Annotated in this window: 22 protein-coding genes and 1 pseudogene; 20 read left to right on the forward strand and 3 right to left on the reverse strand. The window is 72.4% G+C overall.

Features of this window, described 5'->3' with window-relative positions; all coding sequences use genetic code 11:
- Window positions 1-163 precede the first annotated feature (163 nt).
- The 5 genes from panC to F2B26_RS07545 all read left to right on the forward strand — a co-directional run bounded on the left by panC (window position 164) and on the right by F2B26_RS07545 (window position 4,003).
- On the forward strand, window positions 164-1,060 hold the full coding sequence (gene panC / locus F2B26_RS07530; RefSeq protein WP_438939172.1) for a pantoate--beta-alanine ligase: 897 nt from the start codon (window positions 164-166) through the stop codon (window positions 1,058-1,060).
- Window positions 1,057-2,571: a lysine--tRNA ligase gene (lysS, locus tag F2B26_RS07535; RefSeq protein ID WP_159807986.1), complete on the forward strand. Its 1,515-nt coding sequence runs from the start codon at window positions 1,057-1,059 to the stop codon at window positions 2,569-2,571. The genes panC and lysS overlap by 4 nt, the downstream gene beginning before the upstream one ends.
- Window positions 2,568-2,735, forward strand: coding sequence for a hypothetical protein (locus F2B26_RS17195; RefSeq protein WP_201292652.1), 168 nt, complete (start codon window positions 2,568-2,570; stop codon window positions 2,733-2,735). The genes lysS and F2B26_RS17195 overlap by 4 nt, the downstream gene beginning before the upstream one ends.
- 61 nt (window positions 2,736-2,796) lie before the next feature.
- Window positions 2,797-3,126: a histone-like nucleoid-structuring protein Lsr2 gene (locus F2B26_RS07540; RefSeq protein WP_159807988.1), complete on the forward strand. Its 330-nt coding sequence runs from the start codon at window positions 2,797-2,799 to the stop codon at window positions 3,124-3,126.
- Between the two features lie 217 nt (window positions 3,127-3,343).
- Window positions 3,344-4,003, forward strand: a complete 660-nt coding sequence (locus F2B26_RS07545; protein WP_159807990.1) for a hypothetical protein — start codon at window positions 3,344-3,346, stop codon at window positions 4,001-4,003.
- A 12-nt stretch (window positions 4,004-4,015) separates the two neighbouring features.
- Here F2B26_RS07545 and F2B26_RS07550 read toward each other — a convergent pair whose 3' ends face one another.
- Window positions 4,016-4,753 carry a GntR family transcriptional regulator gene (locus tag F2B26_RS07550; RefSeq protein WP_159807992.1) on the reverse strand — a complete coding sequence of 246 codons (738 nt, stop codon included), beginning with the start codon at window positions 4,751-4,753 and terminating at the stop codon, window positions 4,016-4,018.
- Between the two features lie 136 nt (window positions 4,754-4,889).
- On the opposite strand from F2B26_RS07550, the gene F2B26_RS07555 reads away from it, so the two are divergent.
- From F2B26_RS07555 to F2B26_RS07565, 3 genes are all read left to right on the forward strand, one after another.
- Window positions 4,890-6,392 carry a CoA-acylating methylmalonate-semialdehyde dehydrogenase gene (locus F2B26_RS07555; protein ID WP_159807994.1) on the forward strand — a complete coding sequence of 501 codons (1,503 nt, stop codon included), beginning with the start codon at window positions 4,890-4,892 and terminating at the stop codon, window positions 6,390-6,392.
- Between the two features lie 129 nt (window positions 6,393-6,521).
- Window positions 6,522-7,259, forward strand: coding sequence for a phosphoglyceromutase (locus tag F2B26_RS07560; RefSeq protein WP_159807996.1), 738 nt, complete (start codon window positions 6,522-6,524; stop codon window positions 7,257-7,259).
- Between the two features lie 83 nt (window positions 7,260-7,342).
- Window positions 7,343-8,092, forward strand: a complete 750-nt coding sequence (locus F2B26_RS07565) for a 2,3-bisphosphoglycerate-dependent phosphoglycerate mutase (RefSeq protein ID WP_159807998.1) — start codon at window positions 7,343-7,345, stop codon at window positions 8,090-8,092.
- A 70-nt stretch (window positions 8,093-8,162) separates the two neighbouring features.
- On the opposite strand, the gene phoU is transcribed toward F2B26_RS07565, so the two are convergent.
- The gene (gene phoU / locus F2B26_RS07570; RefSeq protein WP_159808000.1) at window positions 8,163-8,831 is read right to left on the reverse strand and encodes a phosphate signaling complex protein PhoU; all 669 of its coding nucleotides are present in this window, start codon (window positions 8,829-8,831) and stop codon (window positions 8,163-8,165) included.
- A 237-nt stretch (window positions 8,832-9,068) separates the two neighbouring features.
- On the opposite strand from phoU, the gene F2B26_RS07575 reads away from it, so the two are divergent.
- The 6 genes from F2B26_RS07575 to pstB all read left to right on the forward strand — a co-directional run bounded on the left by F2B26_RS07575 (window position 9,069) and on the right by pstB (window position 15,097).
- Complete coding sequence (locus F2B26_RS07575; RefSeq protein WP_438939173.1) at window positions 9,069-10,274, forward strand: sensor histidine kinase; 1,206 nt, start codon at window positions 9,069-9,071, stop codon at window positions 10,272-10,274.
- On the forward strand, window positions 10,271-10,972 hold the full coding sequence (locus F2B26_RS07580; protein ID WP_159808004.1) for a response regulator: 702 nt from the start codon (window positions 10,271-10,273) through the stop codon (window positions 10,970-10,972). The genes F2B26_RS07575 and F2B26_RS07580 overlap by 4 nt, the downstream gene beginning before the upstream one ends.
- 164 nt (window positions 10,973-11,136) lie before the next feature.
- Window positions 11,137-12,240 (forward strand): phosphate ABC transporter substrate-binding protein PstS, encoded by a 1,104-nt coding sequence (locus F2B26_RS07585; protein ID WP_159808006.1) that lies wholly within the window; start codon window positions 11,137-11,139, stop codon window positions 12,238-12,240.
- An 87-nt stretch (window positions 12,241-12,327) separates the two neighbouring features.
- Entirely contained in the window at window positions 12,328-13,335 is a 1,008-nt protein-coding gene (gene pstC / locus F2B26_RS07590; protein ID WP_438939174.1) for a phosphate ABC transporter permease subunit PstC, read from the forward strand.
- 1 nt (window position 13,336) lies between these two features.
- Complete coding sequence (pstA, locus tag F2B26_RS07595) at window positions 13,337-14,290, forward strand: phosphate ABC transporter permease PstA (protein WP_159808008.1); 954 nt, start codon at window positions 13,337-13,339, stop codon at window positions 14,288-14,290.
- Between the two features lie 27 nt (window positions 14,291-14,317).
- The gene (pstB, locus tag F2B26_RS07600; protein ID WP_159808010.1) at window positions 14,318-15,097 is read left to right on the forward strand and encodes a phosphate ABC transporter ATP-binding protein PstB; all 780 of its coding nucleotides are present in this window, start codon (window positions 14,318-14,320) and stop codon (window positions 15,095-15,097) included.
- 77 nt (window positions 15,098-15,174) lie between these two features.
- Here the strand turns inward: pstB and F2B26_RS07605 are convergent, their stop codons facing one another.
- Entirely contained in the window at window positions 15,175-15,687 is a 513-nt protein-coding gene (locus F2B26_RS07605) for a hypothetical protein (protein WP_159808012.1), read from the reverse strand.
- A gap of 222 nt (window positions 15,688-15,909) precedes the next feature.
- On the opposite strand from F2B26_RS07605, the gene F2B26_RS07610 reads away from it, so the two are divergent.
- The 6 genes and pseudogenes from F2B26_RS07610 to F2B26_RS07635 form a co-directional block, all read left to right on the forward strand.
- On the forward strand, window positions 15,910-16,392 hold the full coding sequence (locus F2B26_RS07610; RefSeq protein WP_159808014.1) for a CarD family transcriptional regulator: 483 nt from the start codon (window positions 15,910-15,912) through the stop codon (window positions 16,390-16,392).
- A 6-nt stretch (window positions 16,393-16,398) separates the two neighbouring features.
- Complete coding sequence (ispD, locus tag F2B26_RS07615) at window positions 16,399-17,130, forward strand: 2-C-methyl-D-erythritol 4-phosphate cytidylyltransferase (RefSeq protein WP_159808016.1); 732 nt, start codon at window positions 16,399-16,401, stop codon at window positions 17,128-17,130.
- Window positions 17,127-17,633, forward strand: coding sequence for a 2-C-methyl-D-erythritol 2,4-cyclodiphosphate synthase (gene ispF / locus F2B26_RS07620; RefSeq protein WP_159808018.1), 507 nt, complete (start codon window positions 17,127-17,129; stop codon window positions 17,631-17,633). Before ispD ends, ispF begins: the two co-directional genes overlap by 4 nt.
- 64 nt (window positions 17,634-17,697) lie before the next feature.
- Window positions 17,698-18,330, forward strand: coding sequence for a TetR/AcrR family transcriptional regulator (locus tag F2B26_RS07625; RefSeq protein ID WP_159808020.1), 633 nt, complete (start codon window positions 17,698-17,700; stop codon window positions 18,328-18,330).
- The gene (cysS, locus tag F2B26_RS07630) at window positions 18,327-19,727 is read left to right on the forward strand and encodes a cysteine--tRNA ligase (protein WP_159808022.1); all 1,401 of its coding nucleotides are present in this window, start codon (window positions 18,327-18,329) and stop codon (window positions 19,725-19,727) included. Before F2B26_RS07625 ends, cysS begins: the two co-directional genes overlap by 4 nt.
- Window positions 19,727-19,925: pseudogene (locus F2B26_RS07635) on the forward strand (23S rRNA (guanosine(2251)-2'-O)-methyltransferase RlmB); the annotation flags it as partial. The gene cysS and the pseudogene F2B26_RS07635, both read left to right, overlap by 1 nt.

The raw sequence follows: 19,925 nt of genomic DNA on the forward strand, positions 1-19,925 counted from the left end.
GGCACCTGGCCGAGCTCGGTGCCTGGGCCGCGCGCAGCGGCGCGACGGACGTGCCCGTGACCTACCGGGACCTGGCGCGCGCCGCGACGGTGCGGGCGCTGGCCGCCGGTCTGCTGGACGAGGCGGCCGCGCAGCGGCTGCTGGACACCCTGGAGGGGTTGCAGTGACGATCGATGTGGTGCACGACGGTGTGGGGCTCGAGCGGGCCCTGGCGGCCCAGGGCGAGGGGTCGCGTGCGGTCGTGATGACGATGGGCGCGCTGCATGCGGGCCACCTGGCGCTGGTGCGACGGGCGCACGAGCTGGCCGACCACGTGGTGGTGACGGTGTTCGTCAACCCCTTGCAGTTCGGGCCGACCGAGGACCTGGAGCGCTACCCGCGCGACCTGGCCGGTGACCTGGGCCGCCTGGAGCCCCTCGCGGTGGCCGGCGACGTGCTGTTCGCCCCGTCGGTGGCCGAGATGTACCCGACGGGCGACCCTGCGGTGCGGGTGAGCGCGGGGCCGGTCGGCGAGCTGCTCGAGGGGACGCTGCGCCCGGGGCACCTCGACGGTGTGCTCACGGTGGTGCTCAAGCTGCTGCACCGCATCCGCCCGCAGGTCGCGCTGTTCGGGCAGAAGGACGCCCAGCAGCTGGCGGCGGTGCGTGCGATGGTGCACGACCTCGACCTGCCGGTGCAGGTGGTGGCGGTGCCGACGGTGCGCGACGACGACGGGCTCGCGCTGTCCAGCCGCAACGCCTACCTCTCGCCCGAGCAGCGGCAGCGTGCGTTGGCGCTGGTGGGCGCGCTGCGGGCCGGTGAGCGTGCGGCGGCGGCCGGTGCCGGTGCCGACGAGGTGCGCGCAGCGGCCCGCCAGGTGCTGGCCCCGGCGGTGGACCGCCTGGACTACGTGGAGCTGGTCGACGAGCGGTTCGTCCCGATGGGACCGGACGCGTCCGGTCCGGGCACGCTGCTGCTCGCCGGTGTGGTGGGCACCACCCGGCTGATCGACAACGTCCCGCTCCAGGTGGTGGCACCGGGGGCGGTTCAGGTGCGCACCGCCGATACCATCGGCGGGTGACCGAGCCTGCCGCCCCTGTCGACGACCAGCCCGAGCAGATCCGGGTCCGGCTGGAGAAGCGGGCGCGGCTGCTGGCCGAGGGGACCTCGCCGTACCCGGTGACGCTGCCGGTGACCCGCACGATCGCGCAGGTCCGTGCGGCCTACCCGGACCTCGAGCCCGGCACCGAGACGTCGGACGAGGTCGGGATCGCCGGTCGCGTCGTGTTCCTGCGGATCACCGGCAAGCTGTGCTTCGCGATGCTGCAGGACGGTGCCGGTGCCCGGCTGCAGGCGATGGTGAGCCTGGACGGTGTGGGCGAGGAGCGGCTCGCGGCGTTCAAGGCGGACGTCGACCTCGGTGACCACCTGTTCGTGCACGGCCGGGTGATCGCGTCCAAGCGCGGTGAGCTGTCGGTGATGGCGGACGGGTGGCAGCTCGCGGCGAAGGCGCTACGTCCGTTGCCGAACCTGTTCGAGGGCACCGAGCTGTCCGAGGAGGTCCGTGTGCGCCAGCGCTACGTCGACCTCATCGTGAGCCAGTCGTCGCGGGACATGGTGCGGATGCGGGCTGCGGTGACCCGGTCGCTGCGGCAGAACCTGTACGGGCGCGACTACCTCGAGGTCGAGACGCCGATGCTGCAGGTGCGTCCCGAGGGTGCGGCGGCGCGCCAGTTCGAGACGCACATGAACGCGTTCGACATGCCGCTGTTTCTGCGGATCGCCCCGGAGCTATTTCTCAAGCGGGCCGCGGTGGGCGGTGTGGAACGCGTCTTCGAGATCAACCGGAACTTCCGCAACGAGGGTGTGGACTCCACGCATTCCCCGGAGTTCGCGATGCTCGAGGCGTACCAGGCCTATGGCGACTACGACACGATGGCCGAGCTGACCACCGACCTCATCCAGCGGGCCGCGCTGGACGCCCTCGGGACCACCGTGATGCAGCTGGCGAGCGGTGAGGAATACGACCTCGGCGGCCAGTGGACGACGTTGCGGATGTACGACTCGTTGTCGGCGGCGCTCGGTGAGCAGATCACCCACGACACCGATGTCGCGACGTTGCAGCGATACCTGGACAAGGCCGGTCTCGAGCTGGCGCCCGGGCAGCGCAACCACGGGAAGATGGTCGAGGAGCTGTGGGAGCACCACGTCGGGCACAGTCTGTGGGCGCCGACCTTCGTGCGCGATTTCCCGGTGGAGACCTCCCCGCTCACCCGCGACCACCGCAGCGTCCCGGGTCTGGTCGAGAAGTGGGATCTGTACATCCGCGGCGTGGAGACCGCCACCGCATACTCCGAGCTGGTGGACCCGGTGGTGCAGCGCCAGCGGTTCGAGGCGCAGGCCCTGCTCGCGGCGCGTGGCGACGACGAGGCGATGCGCATCGACGAGGACTTCCTCACGGCGATGGAGCACGCGATGCCGCCGTCGGGCGGGATGGGGATGGGAATCGACCGGCTGCTCATCGCGATGACCGGCCGCGGAATCCGCGACACGATCTTGTTCCCGCTCGTGAAGCCGATCATCGCCGGATGAGCGGGGTGTGGGTGGGGCTGGCCGCGCTGATCCCGTCGATCGGTGTCGGGCTGCTGTTCTGGTATGTCATCCGCGCGCTGGTCAATGCCGATCGCGCCGAGCGTCGGGCCCAGGCGCAATTGGATGCGCAGAGCCGACGCGCCGAAACGCCCGACGGTGATTGACTGAGCAATGCTCGGATGTCATGATTCCCCGCGATGTATTTTCCGTCCCTGGAGGTAAGTCATGGCTCAGAAGGTTCAGGTCCTGCTCGTGGACGACGTCGACGGGACGACCGCTGACGAGACCGTCACGTTCGCGCTCGACGGTGTCTCGTACGAGATCGACCTGACGTCGGCGAACGCCGCAAAGCTGCGTGAGGCAGTGGCACCGTGGGTCGGCCACGCCCGCAAGGTCGGTGGGCGTTCCTCGCGGGGCTCCGCACCGCGTGCTCGTCGTGCCAGCTCCTCGGACGCGCAGGCGATCCGCGACTGGGCGAAGGAGAACGGTTTCACCGTGTCCGAGCGTGGCCGCATCTCGGCCGAGGTCAAGGCCGCGTACGACGCCGCTCGCTGATCGGTTCTCCTGGTCGCCTCCGCGCGACCTTTCCCAGGGGGTGTGGGCCCGGCACGGGGCAGGTGCCGGGCCCTTGTCATGCCCGCCGGCGGGCGTGCCGGCGGTGGTCGATTCGGGCGAAAGGGTGATCGTTCGACCCAGCGGGTTATCGTGACTACGACTCAAGTCATAGGCTGCAGTCACGATCGCGGAACGGATGCCGCGGCTGGAGGGGACGATGAAGGCACGACTGGAGCTCGGCGACGTCTTCGCCGTCCCGCTCGACGACACCCGCGCAGGGATGGGCCAGGTGGTGGCGACCTACGGACAGGGCGCCTTCTACTTCGCGATCTTCGACCTGCTGGTGCACCCTGACGACGCGATCAACCAGCTCGACGAGGCGCTGGCCGCCCCGCTGCTGTTCCTTGCGCCCTCGCTCGACGCGCGGCTCCCGGTCCCGTACCTCACCGTGGTCGGTCAGCGTCCGGTGCGCGAGGGGCTGCCGCTGCCCGCGCACCGCGAGGTCGACGGCGAGAACCTCGTGCACGTCGTGGACTTCTCCGGACGGCTGCGCCGCCGGGCCACCGACGAGGAGGCGCGCCGGTTGCAGAGCCGGCACTTCATCGCCCCGCTGCGACTGGCCCGCGCGCTGCGTGCCACGGCCGGGCTGGAGCCCTGGACGGACGCCTACTCCGCGCTCATCCCCGACGAGGACCTGAGCAGCGAGCGGCTGTTCGGCACCCGGGGTGGTGGTCGGCCGGGGGCACCGGTGGCGCCGGCCCCGGCCGTCGAGCAGGTCCGCGCCTACCGGCCCGAGGTCACAGCGCAGGTGGAGTGGTGGGAGGACTGGCGTTCCAGCACTCCCCGGCGTCCGGTGGTACCGCTCGGCACGGTGTGACGTCCGCCCGGTTCAGCCGGTGAAGAGCGTCGTGTCGAACTGGTAGCGCGACGCCCGGTACACGTGGGTGCCGTACTCGATGACGGCACCGTCCTCGTCCCATGCCGTGCGGGCCATCGTGAGCACCGCGCTGCGCGGTGGTTCGCCGAGCATCCTGGCCTCGGCGGACGTGGCGAGCCGGGCGCCGATCTGCTGGCGTGCGGTGCGGGGACGGCGGCCGCGGCGGCGCAGGGCGTCGTACAGCCCGGTGGCGGCCAGCTCGTCGGCGTCGGGGGCGATCTCGACCGGCAGGTAGTTGGTCATCACCGCGAGCGGCTCGTCGTCGGCGGAGCGCAACCGGCGCAGCAGCACGACGGGCGTGCCCTCCTCGACCTCCATCGCGGCCGCGACCAGCGCGCCGGCCGGGACGAGGGTGTGCTCGAGCACCTGGGTGCCGGGGGCGCGACCGTGCCGGGCCAGGTCGTCGGCCAGCGAGGTGAGCTCGACCGGGCGGCGGAACCGCGCGGGTGCCACCTGGGTGCCGACGCCGCGCCGGCGGACGAGGCGGCCCTGGTCGACGAGGGCGCGCAGCGCCTGCCGCGCGGTGGGGCGGGAGATGCCGAGCCGGGCGGCGAGCGCGATCTCGTTCTCCAGCAGCTGGCCGGGGGCGAGCGTGCCGTCGGCGATGGCGGCCTCGATCGCACCGGCGACCTGGTGGTAGAGCGGCACCGGGCTGGTGCGGTCCAGGTCGATGCGCAGCGGTTCGCCCATGCGGCCTCCTCGTGTCCGGCGGCCAGCCTATCGGCTGTTGTCCGCATGACCGTATGTCAGGACAAACCTTGACACCGTCGAGGCCGTGGGGGCAGGGTCGGGACGCCCGGACCCGGCCCCGAAGGAGTGCGACCCCATGACCCTGATCACCCACTGGATCGACGGCGCGCCGGTCGGCTCGACCGGCGTCGGGACCCAGGACGTCTTCAACCCGGCCACCGGTGAGGTGATCGCCCAGGTCGCGCTCGGCTCGACCGGCGACGTCGACGCCGCGGTCGCCTCGGGCCTGGCCGCGTACGAGGAGTGGTCGCAGGTCTCGCTCGCCAGACGCACCGCCGTGCTGTTCGCGTTCCGCCAGCAGCTGGTCGAGCACACCGACGGGCTCGCCGCCCTGGTCTCGCGCGAGCACGGCAAGGTGATCTCGGACGCCAAGGGCGAGATCGGCCGCGGTCTGGAGGTCGTCGAGTTCGCCTGCGGGCTGGCCAGCCTGCTCAAGGGCGAGTACTCCGACCAGGCCGCCACCGGGCTGGACGTCTACTCGGTGCGCGAGCCGATCGGCGTCGTCGCCGGCATCACGCCGTTCAACTTCCCCACCATGGTGCCGCTGTGGATGAGCCCGGTCGCGATCGCCACCGGCAACGCCTTCGTGCTCAAGCCCAGCGAGCGGGACCCCTCGGCGGCGCTGTTCCTCGCCCGGCTGTGGCAGCAGGCCGGGCTGCCGGACGGGGTGTTCAACGTCGTGCAGGGCGACAAGACGGTGGTCGACGCGCTGCTGCACCACGACGACGTCGCGGCGGTCTCCTTCGTCGGGTCCACGCCCATCGCCAGGTACATCCACACCACCGCGAGCGCCCAGGGCAAGCGGGTCCAGGCGCTCGGCGGGGCCAAGAACCACGGCGTCGTGCTCGCGGACGCCGATCTGGACGATGCGGTCTCCCAGCTCACGGCCGCCGCCTTCGGGGCCGCGGGGGAGCGCTGCATGGCGCTGTCCGTCGCGGTGGTCGAGGACTCGATCGCCGACGCGCTCGTCGCCAAGCTCGCCGACGCGGCCCGGGCCGTCACGGTCACCGCGGGCGACCAGCCCGGCGCCGACATGGGCCCCGTCATCACCGCGGCGGCCAAGGAGCGCATCGAGGGCCTCATCACCTCGGCCGCGGAGCAGGGCGCCACGCTCGTCGTCGACGGGCGCGGGTACACCGTGCCGGGCTACGAGGGCGGCTTCTTCGTCGGCCCCACCGTGGTCGACCACGTGACCACCGACCAGGACGTCTACCGCACCGAGGTGTTCGGCCCGGTCATCGACATCGTCCGGGTGAGCGGGCTGGACGAGGCGATCGACGTCATCAACGCCAACCCGTACGGCAACGGCACCGCGATCTTCACGTCCTCGGGCGAGTCGGCCCGCGAGTTCCGCCGCCGGGTCAAGGTCGGCATGGTCGGCGTCAACGTCCCGATCCCGGTGCCGGTCGCCTGGCACTCCTTCGGGGGATGGAAGGACTCGCTGTTCGGCGAGAGCCACATCTACGGCCCCGAGGGCGTGAAGTTCTACACCCGCGGCAAGGTCATCACGCAGCGCTGGCCGCACCGCGAGAAGCCGGCGGCCGCGTCGTTCCACTTCAGCTCGGACGCCACCAAGTAGCTCCTGCGCGCTCCGGGGCGGGGCGGGTCCGCCGGCCCGCCCCGGAGCCGCCACCGCATCACAGGGTGTGGTCCCGCCCGCGGGCCGGACGTCCTGGCAGCCGCAGCGGACACCAGGCAGGATGAACCCATGACCTACACCCTGGTGCTGCTCCGTCACGGCGAGAGCGAGTGGAACGCGAAGAACCTGTTCACCGGCTGGGTGGACGTCCCGCTGTCGGACAAGGGCATCGCCGAGGCCAAGCGCGGCGGCGAGCTGCTCACGGCCGCCGGGATCGCCCCGGACGTCATCCACACCTCCCTGCTGCGTCGCGCGATCTGGACGGGCCACCTGGCCCTCGACGCCGCCGACCGGCTGTGGATCCCGGTCAAGCGCAGCTGGCGCCTCAACGAGCGCCACTACGGAGCCCTGCAGGGCAAGGACAAGAAGCAGACGCTGGCCGAGTACGGCGAGGAGCAGTTCATGCTCTGGCGCCGCTCCTACGACGTCCCGCCGCCGGACATCGAGCTGGGTTCGGAGTTCTCCCAGGACGCCGACCCGCGCTACGCCGGTGAGCCGATCCCGCGCGCCGAGGCCCTCAAGCAGGTGCTCGACCGTGCCCTGCCGTACTGGCACTCCGACCTCGTCCCCGACCTGACCGCGGGCAAGACGGTGCTGGTCGCGGCGCACGGCAACTCGCTGCGCGCGATCGTCAAGTACCTGGACGACGTGGACGACAAGACCATCGCCGGCATCAACATCCCGACCGGCATCCCGCTGGTCTACGAGCTGGACGCCGACCTCAAGCCGACCGTCAAGGGCGGGACCTACCTCGACCCCGACGCCGCGGCCGCCTCGATCAAGGCCGTGGCCAACCAGGGCCGCTGACCGGCCGCAGCCGGACACCGGAGGGCCGGTCGTCGCAGGTCACCTGCGTCGACCGGCCCTTCGTCCGTGCAGGAAGGGGTCGCATGCCGGGCACGCTCGTCCTGCTGCGCCACGGTGAGAGCGCCGGCAACGCCCGCGGGGTGTTCACCGGGTGGCTCGACGTGCCGCTGTCGCCGCGCGGCCGGGCCGAGGCGAGCACCGCCGGGCACCTGCTGCGGGACGGGGGCGTGCTGCCCGACGTCGCGCACACCTCGGTGCTGCGCCGCGCGATCAGCACGACCCTGCTCACGCTCGACGCCGCCGACCGGCTCTGGGTGCCGCTGCACACGAGCTGGCGGCTCAACGAGCGGCACTACGGCGCGCTGCAGGGCAAGAACAAGGAGCAGATCCGCGCCGAGTTCGGTGAGGAGCGGTTCGCCACCTGGCGCCGCTCGTACGGTGTCCGCCCGCCCGCGCTCGACCCGTCCTCGCCGTACGCCCAGGACGGCGACCCGCGCTACGCCGGCGAGCCGGTGCCGCACGCCGAGTGCCTGGCGGACGTGCCGGTCCGCGCCATGCCGTACTGGCACCAGGCGATCGAGCCGGACCTGCGTGCCGGGCGCACCGTGCTCGTCGTGGCGCACGGCAACTCGATCCGGGCCCTGCTCAAGGTGCTCGTCGGCATCGACGACGACGAGATCGCCCAGCTCGAGGTCCCGACGGCCGCCCCGCTCGTGTTCGCGCCGGACGCGCAGCTGCGGCTGGGCGAGGGACGCTACCTCGACCCGGCCGCGGCGCAGGCCGCCGTCGAGCGGGCGCACGACGCGTACGGCGGCCCTGACGGACCGCGCTGACCCAGGCACGGACCCCGGGAACGACGACGCCGCCGCACCCCCCCAGGTGCGGCGGCGTCGGGCCGGCTGGTCAGGCCGGCGTGCGCTCGGTCGAGTCGTCCTGGGCCACCCCTGTGACCAGGTACACGATCCTGCGCGCGACGCTCACGGCGTGGTCGCCGAAACGCTCGTAGTAACGGGCCAGCAGGGTGACGTCGACCGTCTCCTGCGGGCTGCCGTGCCACTCGCCGCCGAGCTGGCTGGCGAAGGTCGAGCCGTGCAGCTCGTCGAGCAGGTCGTCGTCCCGCTCGATCGCCTCGGCCACCGCGAGGTCGCGCGTGGACAGCAGCGCCACGACCTGGTCGGCGACCCGGACGGCTGCCGCGTCCATCGCGGCGAACGTGTCCCGGATCGGCGCCGGGACGGCCGTCTCGGGGTAGCGACCCCGGGCCACCTGGGCCACGTGCCGGGCGAGGTCGCCCATCCGCTCGAGCGAGGACGCGATCCGCAGCGCCGAGACGATGACCCGCAGGTCGGTCGCGACGGGCTGCTGCTGGGCGAGCAGCCGGATGCATCGTTCGTCGAGCTCACGGTTCAGGTCGTCGATGGCCAGGTCGTCGGCGATGACCGACTCGGCCAGGGCCAGGTCCCCACCGAGCAGCGCGTCGCCGGCTGTCTCGATGGCCCGCTTCACGCGGCCGGCCATGGCCACCAGGTCGTCGCCGAGCTGATGCAGCTCGGCTTCGAAGATGTCGCGCATGTATGTACCCCTCCTCGGTGCCGGGACAGCCTGTCATCTCCAGGTGAACGGGCGGCCCCGCTCAGGTGAACACTGCGCGGCCACAGGCGCCCGGCGCACGGCGGCGCACCGCGTCGGCGGCCCGGACGGTCACCGGGCCGCGGTGCGGCGAGCAGGTGAACTCCTCGCGGCGGTCAGATGAACTCCTCCCACGACGGTGGGGTGCGTGCTCTGCCGGGCCGTCGGGGGCCGCCTACTGTGGGCACCGTGGGACAGTCGCCCGAGATCGCACCCCTGGTCGCAGGGGCCCTCGGCCTGCTCGTCGGGCTCGTCTCGGCTCTTGCCTTCCGGTGGAGCGAGCACAGCAGCCGGCGGGTTCCGCCGCAACCCGTGCCCGACGTCGACGAGGGCGTGGCCCGTGTGCTGTCGGTGCTGCGCTCGGCGGCGGTCGTGGTCGACGGCGACGGACGCGTCGTCCGGGCCACGGCGGCCTCGCACGCGCTGGGCCTGGTCCGTGACGGGGCGCTCACCCATCCGGCGCTGCGCGACCTGGTGGCGCAGGTGCGCCGCGACGGTGTGATCCAGGACGCCGAGCTCGACCTGCCGCGCGGGCCGATGAGCTCGGCGGCGCTGCGGGTGAGCGTGCGGGTCGCCGCGGTCACCAGCCAGCTCGTGCTCGTCCTGGCCGACGACCTCACCCAGGCGCGTCGGCTGGAGGCGATCCGTCGCGACTTCGTCGTCAACGTCTCGCACGAGCTCAAGACCCCGGTCGGCGCCCTGGCGCTGCTCGCCGAGACCGTCGAGGGGGCGGCCGACGACCCCGAGGCGGTGCGCCGGTTCGCCGCGCGCATGCAGACCGAGGCCTCGCGGCTGTCCCGGCTGGTGCAGGAGATCATCGAGCTGTCCCGGCTGCAGGTGGCCGGCGCCCTCGACGAGATCACGCTGGTCGACGTCGACCAGGTGGTGGCCGAGGCGGCCGACAGCGCACGCACGGCCGCCGATGCCAAGCACATCCGGCTGCGGGTGGGCGGCACCGGGGGCCTCACCGTCTCCGGCGACCGCAACCTGCTGGTCACGGCCGTGCGCAACCTGCTCGACAACGCCGTCGCGTACTCCCCGGAGCACACGGCGGTGAGCGTCGGCGTGACCCAGTCGGGCGACGTCGTCGAGATCAGCGTGGTCGACGAGGGCATCGGCATCGAGCCGTCGGTCCAGGAGCGCGTGTTCGAGCGGTTCTACCGCGTCGACCCGGCGCGCTCGCGGGACACCGGCGGCACCGGCCTGGGGCTGTCCATCGTCAAGCACGTGGCGAACGACCACGGTGGCGACGTCACCGTGTGGTCCCAGCCGGGGCGCGGCTCGACGTTCACGCTGCGCCTGCCCCGCGCCGAGGGTCCGCCCTCGGCCGTCCCGCACCCCCGACCGCGTGATGCGGTCGACGAGCCCCTGAGGAGCCAGGCGTGACACGCGTCCTGCTGGTGGAGGACGAGGAGTCCTACCGCGACCCGTTGAGCTATCTGCTGGAGCGGGAGGGCTTCGACGTGGTCGAGGCGGCGACCGGACCGGAGGCGCTCGACCGGTTCGCCGCCGGTGGTGCGGACATCGTGCTGCTCGACCTCATGCTGCCCGGGCTGTCCGGGACCGAGGTGTGCCGTCGGCTCCGGGCCACGAGCGACGTCCCGGTCATCATGCTCACGGCCAAGGACACGGAGATCGACAAGGTCGTCGGGCTCGAGCTCGGCGCCGACGACTACGTGACCAAGCCGTACTCCTCCCGTGAGCTGCTGGCCCGGATCAGGGCCGTGCTGCGCCGCCGCTCGGGGTCCGAGCGGACGTCGGAGGACGGTGACGAGGCGGTGCTCGCGCTCGGCCCGATCGAGATGGACGTCGAGCGGCACACGGTGCGGGTGCGCGGCCAGCTGGTCTCGTTGCCGCTCAAGGAGTTCGAGCTGCTGGAGCTGCTGCTGGAGAACTCCGGCCGGGTGCTCACCCGCGCCCAGCTCATCGACCGGGTCTGGGGCTCGGACTACGTGGGTGACACCAAGACGCTCGACGTGCACGTCAAGCGGCTGCGCGCCAAGGTCGAGCAGGACCCGGCGAACCCGCGGCTGCTCACCACGGTGCGCGGGCTCGGCTACAAGCTGGCCGACCCCGAGGACTGACCCCCGCGCCGGCGGCCCGCAGTCGTCGTCCAGCGTTCACTCTGCGTTCATCCGCTGCCGGGGGGCCAGTCATCTGCCCTTCCTACCGTCGGTGTCGGACGCACCGAGCCGTGTGCGTCCGTTGAACGACAGGACGGACGACAGTGAAGCGCACGCACGCAACCATGACCGCGGCGGCCCTTGCGGGTCTCGTGGCCCTGAGCCTGGCAGCCTGCGGCTCCGACAACGCGACCGGCGGGTCCAGCGCGGCAAGCTCCAGCGGCTCGGCCGCCCCCGCGCTCTCCGGCACCCTCAACGGCGGTGGATCGAGCGCCCAGGACAAGGCGCAGCAGGCCTGGATCGCCGGGTTCCAGACGACCAACCCGGACGCCACCATCAACTACACGAAGAGCGACTCCGGGGCGGGCCGCAAGGGCCTGCTCGACGGCTCGCTCGCCTTCGCCGGCACCGACGCGGCGCTCGACCCGACCAAGGAGATCGCCACCTCGGGGACCGCCTGCCAGGGTGGCAAGGCCATCGACCTGCCGGTCTACATCTCCCCGATCGCGATCGCCTTCAACGTCCCGGGTGTCACCGAGCTCAACCTGAGCGCGGACACGGTCGCCAAGATCTTCTCCGGCGCGGTCACCACGTGGAACGACCCGGCGATCACCGCCGACAACCCGAAGGCCACGCTCTCCGGCCCGATCACGGTGGTCTACCGCTCGGACGACTCGGGCACCACGAAGAACTTCACGGACTACCTGAAGAAGGCCGCCCCGTCGGTCTGGAACTACGACGTGACGAACACCTTCCCGGTGACCAAGGACACCTTCCAGGGCCAGAACGGCACCTCCGCGGTGGTCCAGGGCATCCAGGCCGGTACCGGCACCATCGGCTACGCCGACGCCTCGGCCGTGGGCTCGCTCGGCAAGGTCTCGGTCAAGGTCGGGTCGGCGTTCGTCGCCCCGACGGCCGCCGCTGCCGCTGCTGCGGTCGACGCCTCGAAGCGTGACACCGACGGGCGCGCCGACAACGACGTGGCCATCAAGATCGACCGCACGACGACCGCGGCCGGTGCCTACCCGGCGATCCTGGTCTCCTACCTCGGGGTCTGCGACACCTACGCCACGGCCGCCCAGGCGGACCTGGTCAAGGGCTACGCGAGCTACGTCGTGAGCTCGGCCGGCCAGGACCAGGCGGCCAAGGCTGCCGGGTCGGCCCCGATCTCGGACACGCTGCGCAAGGACGTCCTGTCGGCGATCGCGACGATCAAGGCCAAGGGCTGACCTGACGTCGGGCGCCGGGTCGCAGCTGCGACCCGGCGCCCGACGCACCTCGTCCGCCCCACCCCCGCGCACCGACAGGAGAGACCGGTGGCCTCGCCCACGCTCACCAGCACCCCGCACCCGGCCGCGGAGCCGACGCCCCCGGGCGCCTCCCGCGCCAAGGACCGTGGCATGGACCGCGGCTTCCGCTACCTGTCGATCGCCTCGGGCGTGCTGATCCTGCTGGTCCTGGCCGCGGTGGCGGCGTTCCTGGTGGTCCGGGCGCTGCCGGCGCTCAAGGCGGGCGACGCGATCTCCCAGGACGTCGGCTGGATCGGCGCGGGGCAGTCGTTGTGGACGGTCATCGGGCCGCTGGTCTTCGGCACGGTCCTGGCGGCCATCGCCGCCCTCGCGATGGCGGTCCCGGTCGCGATCGGCATCGCGCTGTTCATCTCGCACTACGCACCGCGCCGGCTGGCGAACGGGCTGGGCTACCTCGTGGACCTGCTCGCGGCGATCCCCTCGGTGGTCTACGGCCTGTGGGGCGTCATGGTGCTCGCACCGGTGCTGCAGCCGGTGTGGGACTTCCTGGTCCGCTGGCTGGGCTGGATCCCGCTGTTCGCCGGTGACTCCAACGGCAACGCGTCCAACCCACCGCGTGTGCTGCTCACCGCGGCCCTCGTGCTCGCCGTGATGATCCTGCCGATCATCACCGCGGTGAGCCGGGAGGTGTTCCTGCAGACCCCGCGACTTCACGAGGAGGCCGCCCTGGCCCTCGGTGCGACGCGCTGGGAGCTGGTCCGGATGGCCGTGCTGCCGTTCGCCCGTTCCGGCATCGTCTCGGCGGCGATGCTGGGCCTGGGCCGCGCGCTCGGCGAGACGATGGCCGTCCTCATGGTGCTGTCGCCCGGGATGCTCTACTCCTTCAAGCTCCTGGTGGCGAGCCAGCAGCAGACGATCGCGGCGAACATCGCCGCCAAGTTCGCCGACGCGAACGCGATGGGTGTCTCCGCCCTCATCGCGACGGGCCTGGCGCTGTTCGTCATCACCCTCGTCGTCAACATGGCGGCCCGCGCGATCGTCGCGCGGCGCAAGGACTTCTCGGGAGCGAACTGAGATGGCGACGCTCGAGCAGGTCCCCGACAGCACCGAGGCGCTGCGACGCGCGCTCACCCAGGTCGACCCGGCCCGGAAGCGCAAGGACGTCGTCATGCGGGTGCTGGTCTACCTGGCGTTCGCGCTGGCGATCCTCCCGCTGGTCTCGCTCATCTGGTCCGTGCTGGTGCGCGGCCTGGGCCGGTTCGACGGGTACTTCCTGCTGCACTCGATGCGCAACGTCTTCGGCGGCATGGACGCCGGGGGCGCCTACCACGCGATCCTCGGCACGGTGCTCATCACCGGTTGGGCGACGCTCATCTCGGTGCCGATCGGGTTGCTCGTCGCGATCTACCTCGTGGAGTACGGCACAGGGGCCCTGGCGCGGGCCGTCACGTTCTTCGTCGACGTGATGACCGGCATCCCCTCGATCGTCGCGGGTCTGTTCGCGTTCTCCCTCTTCTACCTGCTGGTCGGCCCGGACTCGCGCAGCGGCATCGTGGGTGCGGTCGCGCTCGCCGTGCTCATGGTCCCTGTGGTGATCCGGTCGTCGGAGGAGATGCTGCGGCTGGTGCCGAACGAGCTGCGGGAGGCCTCGCTCGCGCTCGGGGTGCCCAAGTGGCTCACGATCGTCCGGGTGGTGCTGCGCACCGCGGTGGCGGGGCTGACCACGGGCGTGATGATCGCCATCGCCCGCGTGATCGGGGAGACCGCGCCGCTCATCATCACGGTGGGTGCGTCCAACTCGATCAACAACAACGTCTTCAGCGGCAACATGATGACGTTGCCGGTGTTCGTCTACAACCAGTACGGCAGCGGTCTGGTGGCCTGCACCCCGGGCGACGCCAGCTGCATCCCGACCATCAACTACGACCGCGCCTGGACCGCCGCGTTGACGCTCATCCTCCTGGTGATGCTGCTCAACCTCGTGGCCCGCGGCGTGAGCCGCCTGTTCTCCCCCAAGACCCGGTCCTGACCTCAGCTGCACCAAGGAGCACCAGCCATGTCCCAGCGGATCGACGCCAAGGACCTCAACATCTACTACGGGTCCTTCCTGGCGGTCGCCGGCGTGAACATGTCGATCGCGCCGCGCAGCGTGACCGCGCTCATCGGCCCGTCGGGCTGCGGCAAGTCGACCTTCCTGCGCACCCTCAACCGGATGCACGAGGTCATCCCCGGCGCCCGCGTGCAGGGCACCGTCGAGATCGACGGGGTCGACCTGTACGGCGCGGGGGTGGACCCGGTGGCCGTGCGTCGCCAGGTGGGCATGGTGTTCCAGCGCCCCAACCCGTTCCCGACGATGTCGATCGCGGAGAACGTGCTGGCGGGGGTGCGGCTCAACAACAAGCGGATCAACAAGTCCGATGCGAACGAGCTGGTCGAGGCCTCGTTGCGGGGCGCGAACCTGTGGAACGAGGTCAAGGACCGGCTGGACCGGCCGGGCTCGGGCCTGTCGGGCGGTCAGCAGCAGCGGCTGTGCATCGCGCGGGCCATCGCGGTCCGGCCGCAGGTGCTGCTCATGGACGAGCCGTGCTCGGCCCTCGACCCGATCTCCACGCTGGCGGTCGAGGACCTCATCGCCGAGCTGAAGTCGGAGTACACGATCGTCATCGTGACCCACAACATGCAGCAGGCGGCGCGGGTGTCCGACCGCACCGGCTTCTTCAACCTGGAGGCGACCGGCAAGCCGGGGCGGCTCATCGAGATCGATGAGACCGCGACGATCTTCTCGTCCCCGCGCGAGCAGGCGACCGAGGACTACATCTCCGGCCGCTTCGGCTGATCGGGCCGGTCCGACCGCATCGAGGCCGCCTGCGCCGTCCGGCGCGGGCGGCCGTCCTGCTCCGCGGGTGGGGGTCCTCAGCGGGTGGGGGTCGGCGTCGGGGTCGGCACGAGCGAGGCGTACTGCGGCAGCGTGCCGTCGAGCACGGGCACCTGGACGGTGGTCGTGCCGGCCGACGGCGCCGCGAGGGTGAGGGCGACCACCTGGCCGGGTGCTGCGTCGACCGAGGCCACCGGAACGGTCTCGCCGAGGTCGGTCCCGGTCCCCAGGTAGACGGTGCCGCCGGCGTCGACCCGGAGCGTGCTGCCCGTCTTCTCGCCCGCGGCCGTGAGCGTGACCTGGACGGGATCGGTGCCGTTGTTGGTGAGCGCCCCCGAGACGACCCCGGGCTCTCCCTTGCCCGCGCTCACGACGAGGAGGTTGTCGGCGACGACGGGCCCGAGCGTGGTCCGCACCCCGTCGGACAGTGCGTACGGGGTGTTGGTGGTGACCTGGTTGACGGCCGAGCAGCCTGACACGGTGAGGGCCACGAGACCGGCCAGACCGGCGCCGACCAGGCGCAGCGGGAGGGCGGGGGGACGACGGGTCACGACGGGCTCCAGGTGTCGGTCGACGGCGGCAGGACCAAGGTCCCACCTCTCTCGCGAGGATAGCGGGGTGCCGCGTTCCTGCCCAGCGCGCTCGCCGCATCGCCCCAGGCCTTCCTCGGGGATCTGGATCAGGCCCTTGACCTGGGCAGATGGTCGTCGTCCCTGGGCCGCTGCGCCCGACGCGTGTTATCCTGGGTGTCCGCGAGAAGGGGACATCTTCAGATGACTTTCACCGTTGGGGAGACCGTCGTCTACCCGCACCACGGAGCAGCGCTGATCGAGGAGATCGCCACCAGGACCATCCGGGGTGAAGAGAAGGTCATCCTCACGCTGCGGGTCACCCAGGGTGATCTGACCATCCAGGTCCCTGCCGAGAACCTCGACCTGGTCGGGGTTCGCGACGTGGTCGACCAGGAGGGTCTGGGCCGGGTGTTCGAGGTGCTGCGTGCGCCCTACACCGAGGAGCCGACCAACTGGTCGCGCCGCTACAAGGCCAACCTCGAGAAGCTCGCCTCCGGTGACGTCATCAAGGTGGCCGAGGTCGTCCGCGACCTGTCCCGCCGGGACGCCGACCGTGGGCTGTCCGCCGGCGAGAAGCGCATGCTCGCCAAGGCGCGCCAGATCCTCGTCTCCGAGCTGGCCCTGGCCGAGCACACGCAGGAGGACAAGGCCGAGGCCATCCTCGACGAGGTCCTCGCCTCCTGATCCGCGGTGACCGTCGCCGCCATCCTCACCGCCGCCGGTAGCGGCACCCGGCTGGGCCGGGACGAGCCGAAGGCGTTCGTCCAGGTCGAGGGCGCGCCGCTGCTGGTGCATGCGGCGCGCGCCCTCGTCGAGGCCGCGACGGACGCCGGCGAACGGGTCGTCCAGCTCGTCGTCACCGTGCCCGAGGGCCTGGTGCAGCGCGCCGGGTCGCTGCTCGCCGGGCTCGGTGGACCCGACGTCGACCTGTGGGTCGTCGAGGGCGGGAGCACCCGGCAGGCCTCGGTCGCGGCCGGGCTGGCCGCCGTGGGGCCCGAGGTCGACGTGGTGCTCGTGCACGACGCCGCCCGCGCCTTCGCGCCCGCGAGCCTCGTCGCCCGCGTCGTGACCGCCGTGCGGGACGGGCGGCCCGCCGTGGTGCCCGGGCTGCCGGTGGTGGACACCGTCAAACGCGTCGCCGAGCCCACGTCCGACGGGGCGCGGCAGGTGGTCGGCACCGTGCCCCGGGCCGAGCTGGTGAGCGTGCAGACGCCGCAGGGCTTCGAACGGGCGCTGCTGGACCGCGCGCATGCGGCCGGTGACGCGCGTGCCGGTGACGAGGGCGCGGCGGCCTCCGACGACGCCGGCCTGGTCGAGGAGCTCGGTGTCGAGGTCTGGGTCGTGCCGGGGGACCGTCGCGCCGCCAAGATCACCACGGCCGAGGACCTCGTCCTGGCCCAGCTGCTCGCGGGTGCCTCGTGACCGGGCTGCCGCGCACCGGCATCGGCGTCGACGTGCACGCCTACGACCCGGACCCCGCACCGGACGCCTGCCTGCACCTCGCGGGCCTCAGCTGGCCCGGTCAGCGCCCGCTCGCCGGGCACTCCGATGCCGACGTCGCCGCGCACGCCGCCGCCGATGCGCTGCTCTCGGCCGCCGGTCTGGGCGACCTCGGGTCGAACTTCGGCACGGCCGACCCCGCCTGGGCAGGGGCCGCCGGCGCCACGCTGCTGGCCGAGGCCGCGCGTCGCGTCGTGGCAGCCGGGTACGTCATCGGCAACGTCGTCGTCCAGGTGATCGGCAACGCCCCGCGGCTCGGCCCGCGCCGCGACGAGGCCGAGCAGGCCCTGTCGGCTGCGGCCGGGGCACCGGTGAGCGTCTCGGCCACGACCACCGACGGTCTGGGCCTCACCGGTCGGGGTGAAGGGGTGGCCGCGATCGCGACCGCCCTCGTCGCCCCTCGCGAGCCCTCCGACATGCGCTGACAGGGCGCCCGTGGTGTGATGCTGGCTCGCCGGTCGACGACCGGACGAGCACGTGGAGGACCAGATGACCCGGCTGCCGATCGACGAGCGTCGTCGTCAGATCGTCCAGGCCGCGCTCGCGGTGGCCACCCGGGACGGCCTGGAGAACGTCACCATGCGCGCGGTCGCCGCCGAGGCCCAGGTCTCGCTCGGGGTGCTGCACTACTGCTTCACCGACAAGGCCGAGATGATGCGCGCGGTCGCCGCCCACGACCACGAGGACGGCCTCGCGACGGCTCTCGCCGTGGGGGGCGACCGGGAGCCGGCCCAGCTCATCGCCTCGCTGGTCGAGACCTACCTCGCCGAGGTCGTGGCCGACCGGCGGCGCCAGCTCTTCGGCTACGAGCTCACGGTCGCCTCGTTGCGCGACCCCGAGCTGGCCGGGATCGCCGCCGCGCAGCGGGCCTCGAAGCTGGCGCACGCCCGGGCCTTCCTGCCGGTCCTCGCCGAGCGGGCCGGTCTGACCTGGTCGGTGCCGGTCGAGGACGTGGCCCGGATGCTCGTCCGCGAGATCGACGGGGCCGTCCTCGTGTGGCTCGTCGACGGCGACACCGGTGCGCTGGCGCAGGCGCTGCACGAGACGGGCCGTCGTCTGCTGGCGGCCGCACGCCCCGCGACCGAGGCGGCCACGGCAACGCCGGTACCCTCGTCGGTGTGAACCTGCACCTGTTCGACACCGTCACACGGACGGTCCGCCCGTTCGTGCCCCTGGTCGACGGTCAGGTGGGCATCTACCTGTGTGGTGCGACGGTGCAGGCGCCCCCGCACGTGGGCCATGTGCGGTCCGCCATCGCGTTCGACGTGCTCGTGCGCTGGCTGCGCCGCTGCGGTCAGGACGTGACGCTCATCCGCAACGTCACCGACGTCGACGACAAGATCCTGGCCAAGGCGGCCGAGGCCGGTCAGGAGTGGTGGGCCTTCGCCGCGGCGAACGAACGCGCCTTCACCTGGGCCTACGACGCGCTCGGGGTGCTGCCGCCGGCCTACGAGCCGCGGGCCACCGGGCACGTGCCGGCGATGGTCGAGCTCATGGAGACGTTGGTCGAGCGCGGGCACGCCTACGCGGCCGGTGACGGCGACGTCTACTTCGACGTGCGCTCCTGGCCCTCGTACGGCTCGCTCACCAACCAGCGGGTGGACGACATGGAGCCGGCACCCGACGCCGGTGCCGGCAAGCGGGACGCGCACGACTTCGCGCTGTGGAAGTCGAGCAAGCCGGGGGAGCCGGCGACGGCGTCCTGGCCCACGCCCTACGGCCGCGGCCGGCCCGGCTGGCACCTGGAGTGCTCCGCGATGGCGCGCCGCTACCTGGGCGACTCGTTCGACATCCACGCCGGCGGGCTCGACCTGCGGTTCCCGCACCACGAGAACGAGCAGGCGCAGTCGCAGGCCGCCGGCTACGGGTTCGCCCGCTACTGGCTGCACAACGGCTGGGTCACCCAGCAGGGCACCAAGATGAGCAAGTCGCTGGGCAACGGGCTGCTCGTGTCCACGGTGCTCGAGAGCGTGCCGGCCGCCGTCGTGCGGTACGCCCTCGTCGCGGTGCGGTACCGCTCGATGCTGGAGTGGACCGACGAGACGCTCACCGATGCGGCCGCCGCCTGGGAGCGCCTCGCCGGGTTCGTCGAACGGGCCGGTGCGCTGGCCGAACCGATCGACGAGGTCGAGCTGCCGCCGGCGTTCGTCACCGCGATGGACGACGACCTCGACGTGCCGGCGGCCCTCGCCGTCGTGCACGAGACGCTGCGCGCCGGCAACTCCGCGCTCGCGGCGGGGGACCGCGCCGCAGGTCTGGCGACGGCGACGGTGCTGCGCGCCATGCTCGACGTGCTCGGGCTGGACCCGGCACGGTGGGCGGTCGGGAGCGACGACCGCACGGCGTCCGCCCTGGACTCCCTCGTCGTCGCCGAGCTGGCGGCACGGGCCCAGGCACGCGCCCAGAAGGACTTCACCACGGCCGACGCGATCCGCGACCGGCTGATCACCGCAGGCATCGCGGTCGAGGACTCGGCCGGTGGCTCCCGGTGGACCTTGGCTGCCGGGAAGGACAGCTGATGGCCGGAAACTCGCAGCGGCGCGGGGCGACCCGCAAGCCGGGCGCGAAGAAGACCCCCTCGGTGGGCAGCGGCGGCAACCGCCGTCGTGCGCTCGAGGGGCGTGGCCCCACGCCCAAGGCGGAGGACCGCGAGTACCACGCCGCGCACAAGCGCAAGAGCGCGGCACCGGGCTCCGGTGCGGGTGCGCCGGCAGCCG

It is taken from the genome of Cellulomonas citrea, from assembly GCF_009829685.1.
In the GTDB taxonomy this organism is placed as follows: domain Bacteria; phylum Actinomycetota; class Actinomycetes; order Actinomycetales; family Cellulomonadaceae; genus Cellulomonas; species Cellulomonas citrea.

Bases quoted from the DNA above. Each gene is read 5' to 3' on its own strand.
- pstA (WP_159808008.1), top strand. From the start codon at position 13,337: ATGGCGACGCTCGAGCAGGTCCCCGACAGCACCGAGGCGCTGCGACGC.
- F2B26_RS07550 (WP_159807992.1), bottom strand. From the start codon at position 4,753: ATGGGCGAACCGCTGCGCATCGACCTGGACCGCACCAGCCCGGTGCCG.
- F2B26_RS07610 (WP_159808014.1), top strand. From the start codon at position 15,910: ATGACTTTCACCGTTGGGGAGACCGTCGTCTACCCGCACCACGGAGCA.
- F2B26_RS07625 (WP_159808020.1), top strand. From the start codon at position 17,698: ATGACCCGGCTGCCGATCGACGAGCGTCGTCGTCAGATCGTCCAGGCC.
- F2B26_RS07555 (WP_159807994.1), top strand. From the start codon at position 4,890: ATGACCCTGATCACCCACTGGATCGACGGCGCGCCGGTCGGCTCGACC.
- F2B26_RS17195 (WP_201292652.1), top strand. From the start codon at position 2,568: ATGAGCGGGGTGTGGGTGGGGCTGGCCGCGCTGATCCCGTCGATCGGT.
- pstB (WP_159808010.1), top strand. From the start codon at position 14,318: ATGTCCCAGCGGATCGACGCCAAGGACCTCAACATCTACTACGGGTCC.
- F2B26_RS07545 (WP_159807990.1), top strand. From the start codon at position 3,344: ATGAAGGCACGACTGGAGCTCGGCGACGTCTTCGCCGTCCCGCTCGAC.
- F2B26_RS07565 (WP_159807998.1), top strand. From the start codon at position 7,343: ATGCCGGGCACGCTCGTCCTGCTGCGCCACGGTGAGAGCGCCGGCAAC.
- F2B26_RS07540 (WP_159807988.1), top strand. From the start codon at position 2,797: ATGGCTCAGAAGGTTCAGGTCCTGCTCGTGGACGACGTCGACGGGACG.
- phoU (WP_159808000.1), bottom strand. From the start codon at position 8,831: ATGCGCGACATCTTCGAAGCCGAGCTGCATCAGCTCGGCGACGACCTG.
- F2B26_RS07585 (WP_159808006.1), top strand. From the start codon at position 11,137: ATGACCGCGGCGGCCCTTGCGGGTCTCGTGGCCCTGAGCCTGGCAGCC.
- F2B26_RS07560 (WP_159807996.1), top strand. From the start codon at position 6,522: ATGACCTACACCCTGGTGCTGCTCCGTCACGGCGAGAGCGAGTGGAAC.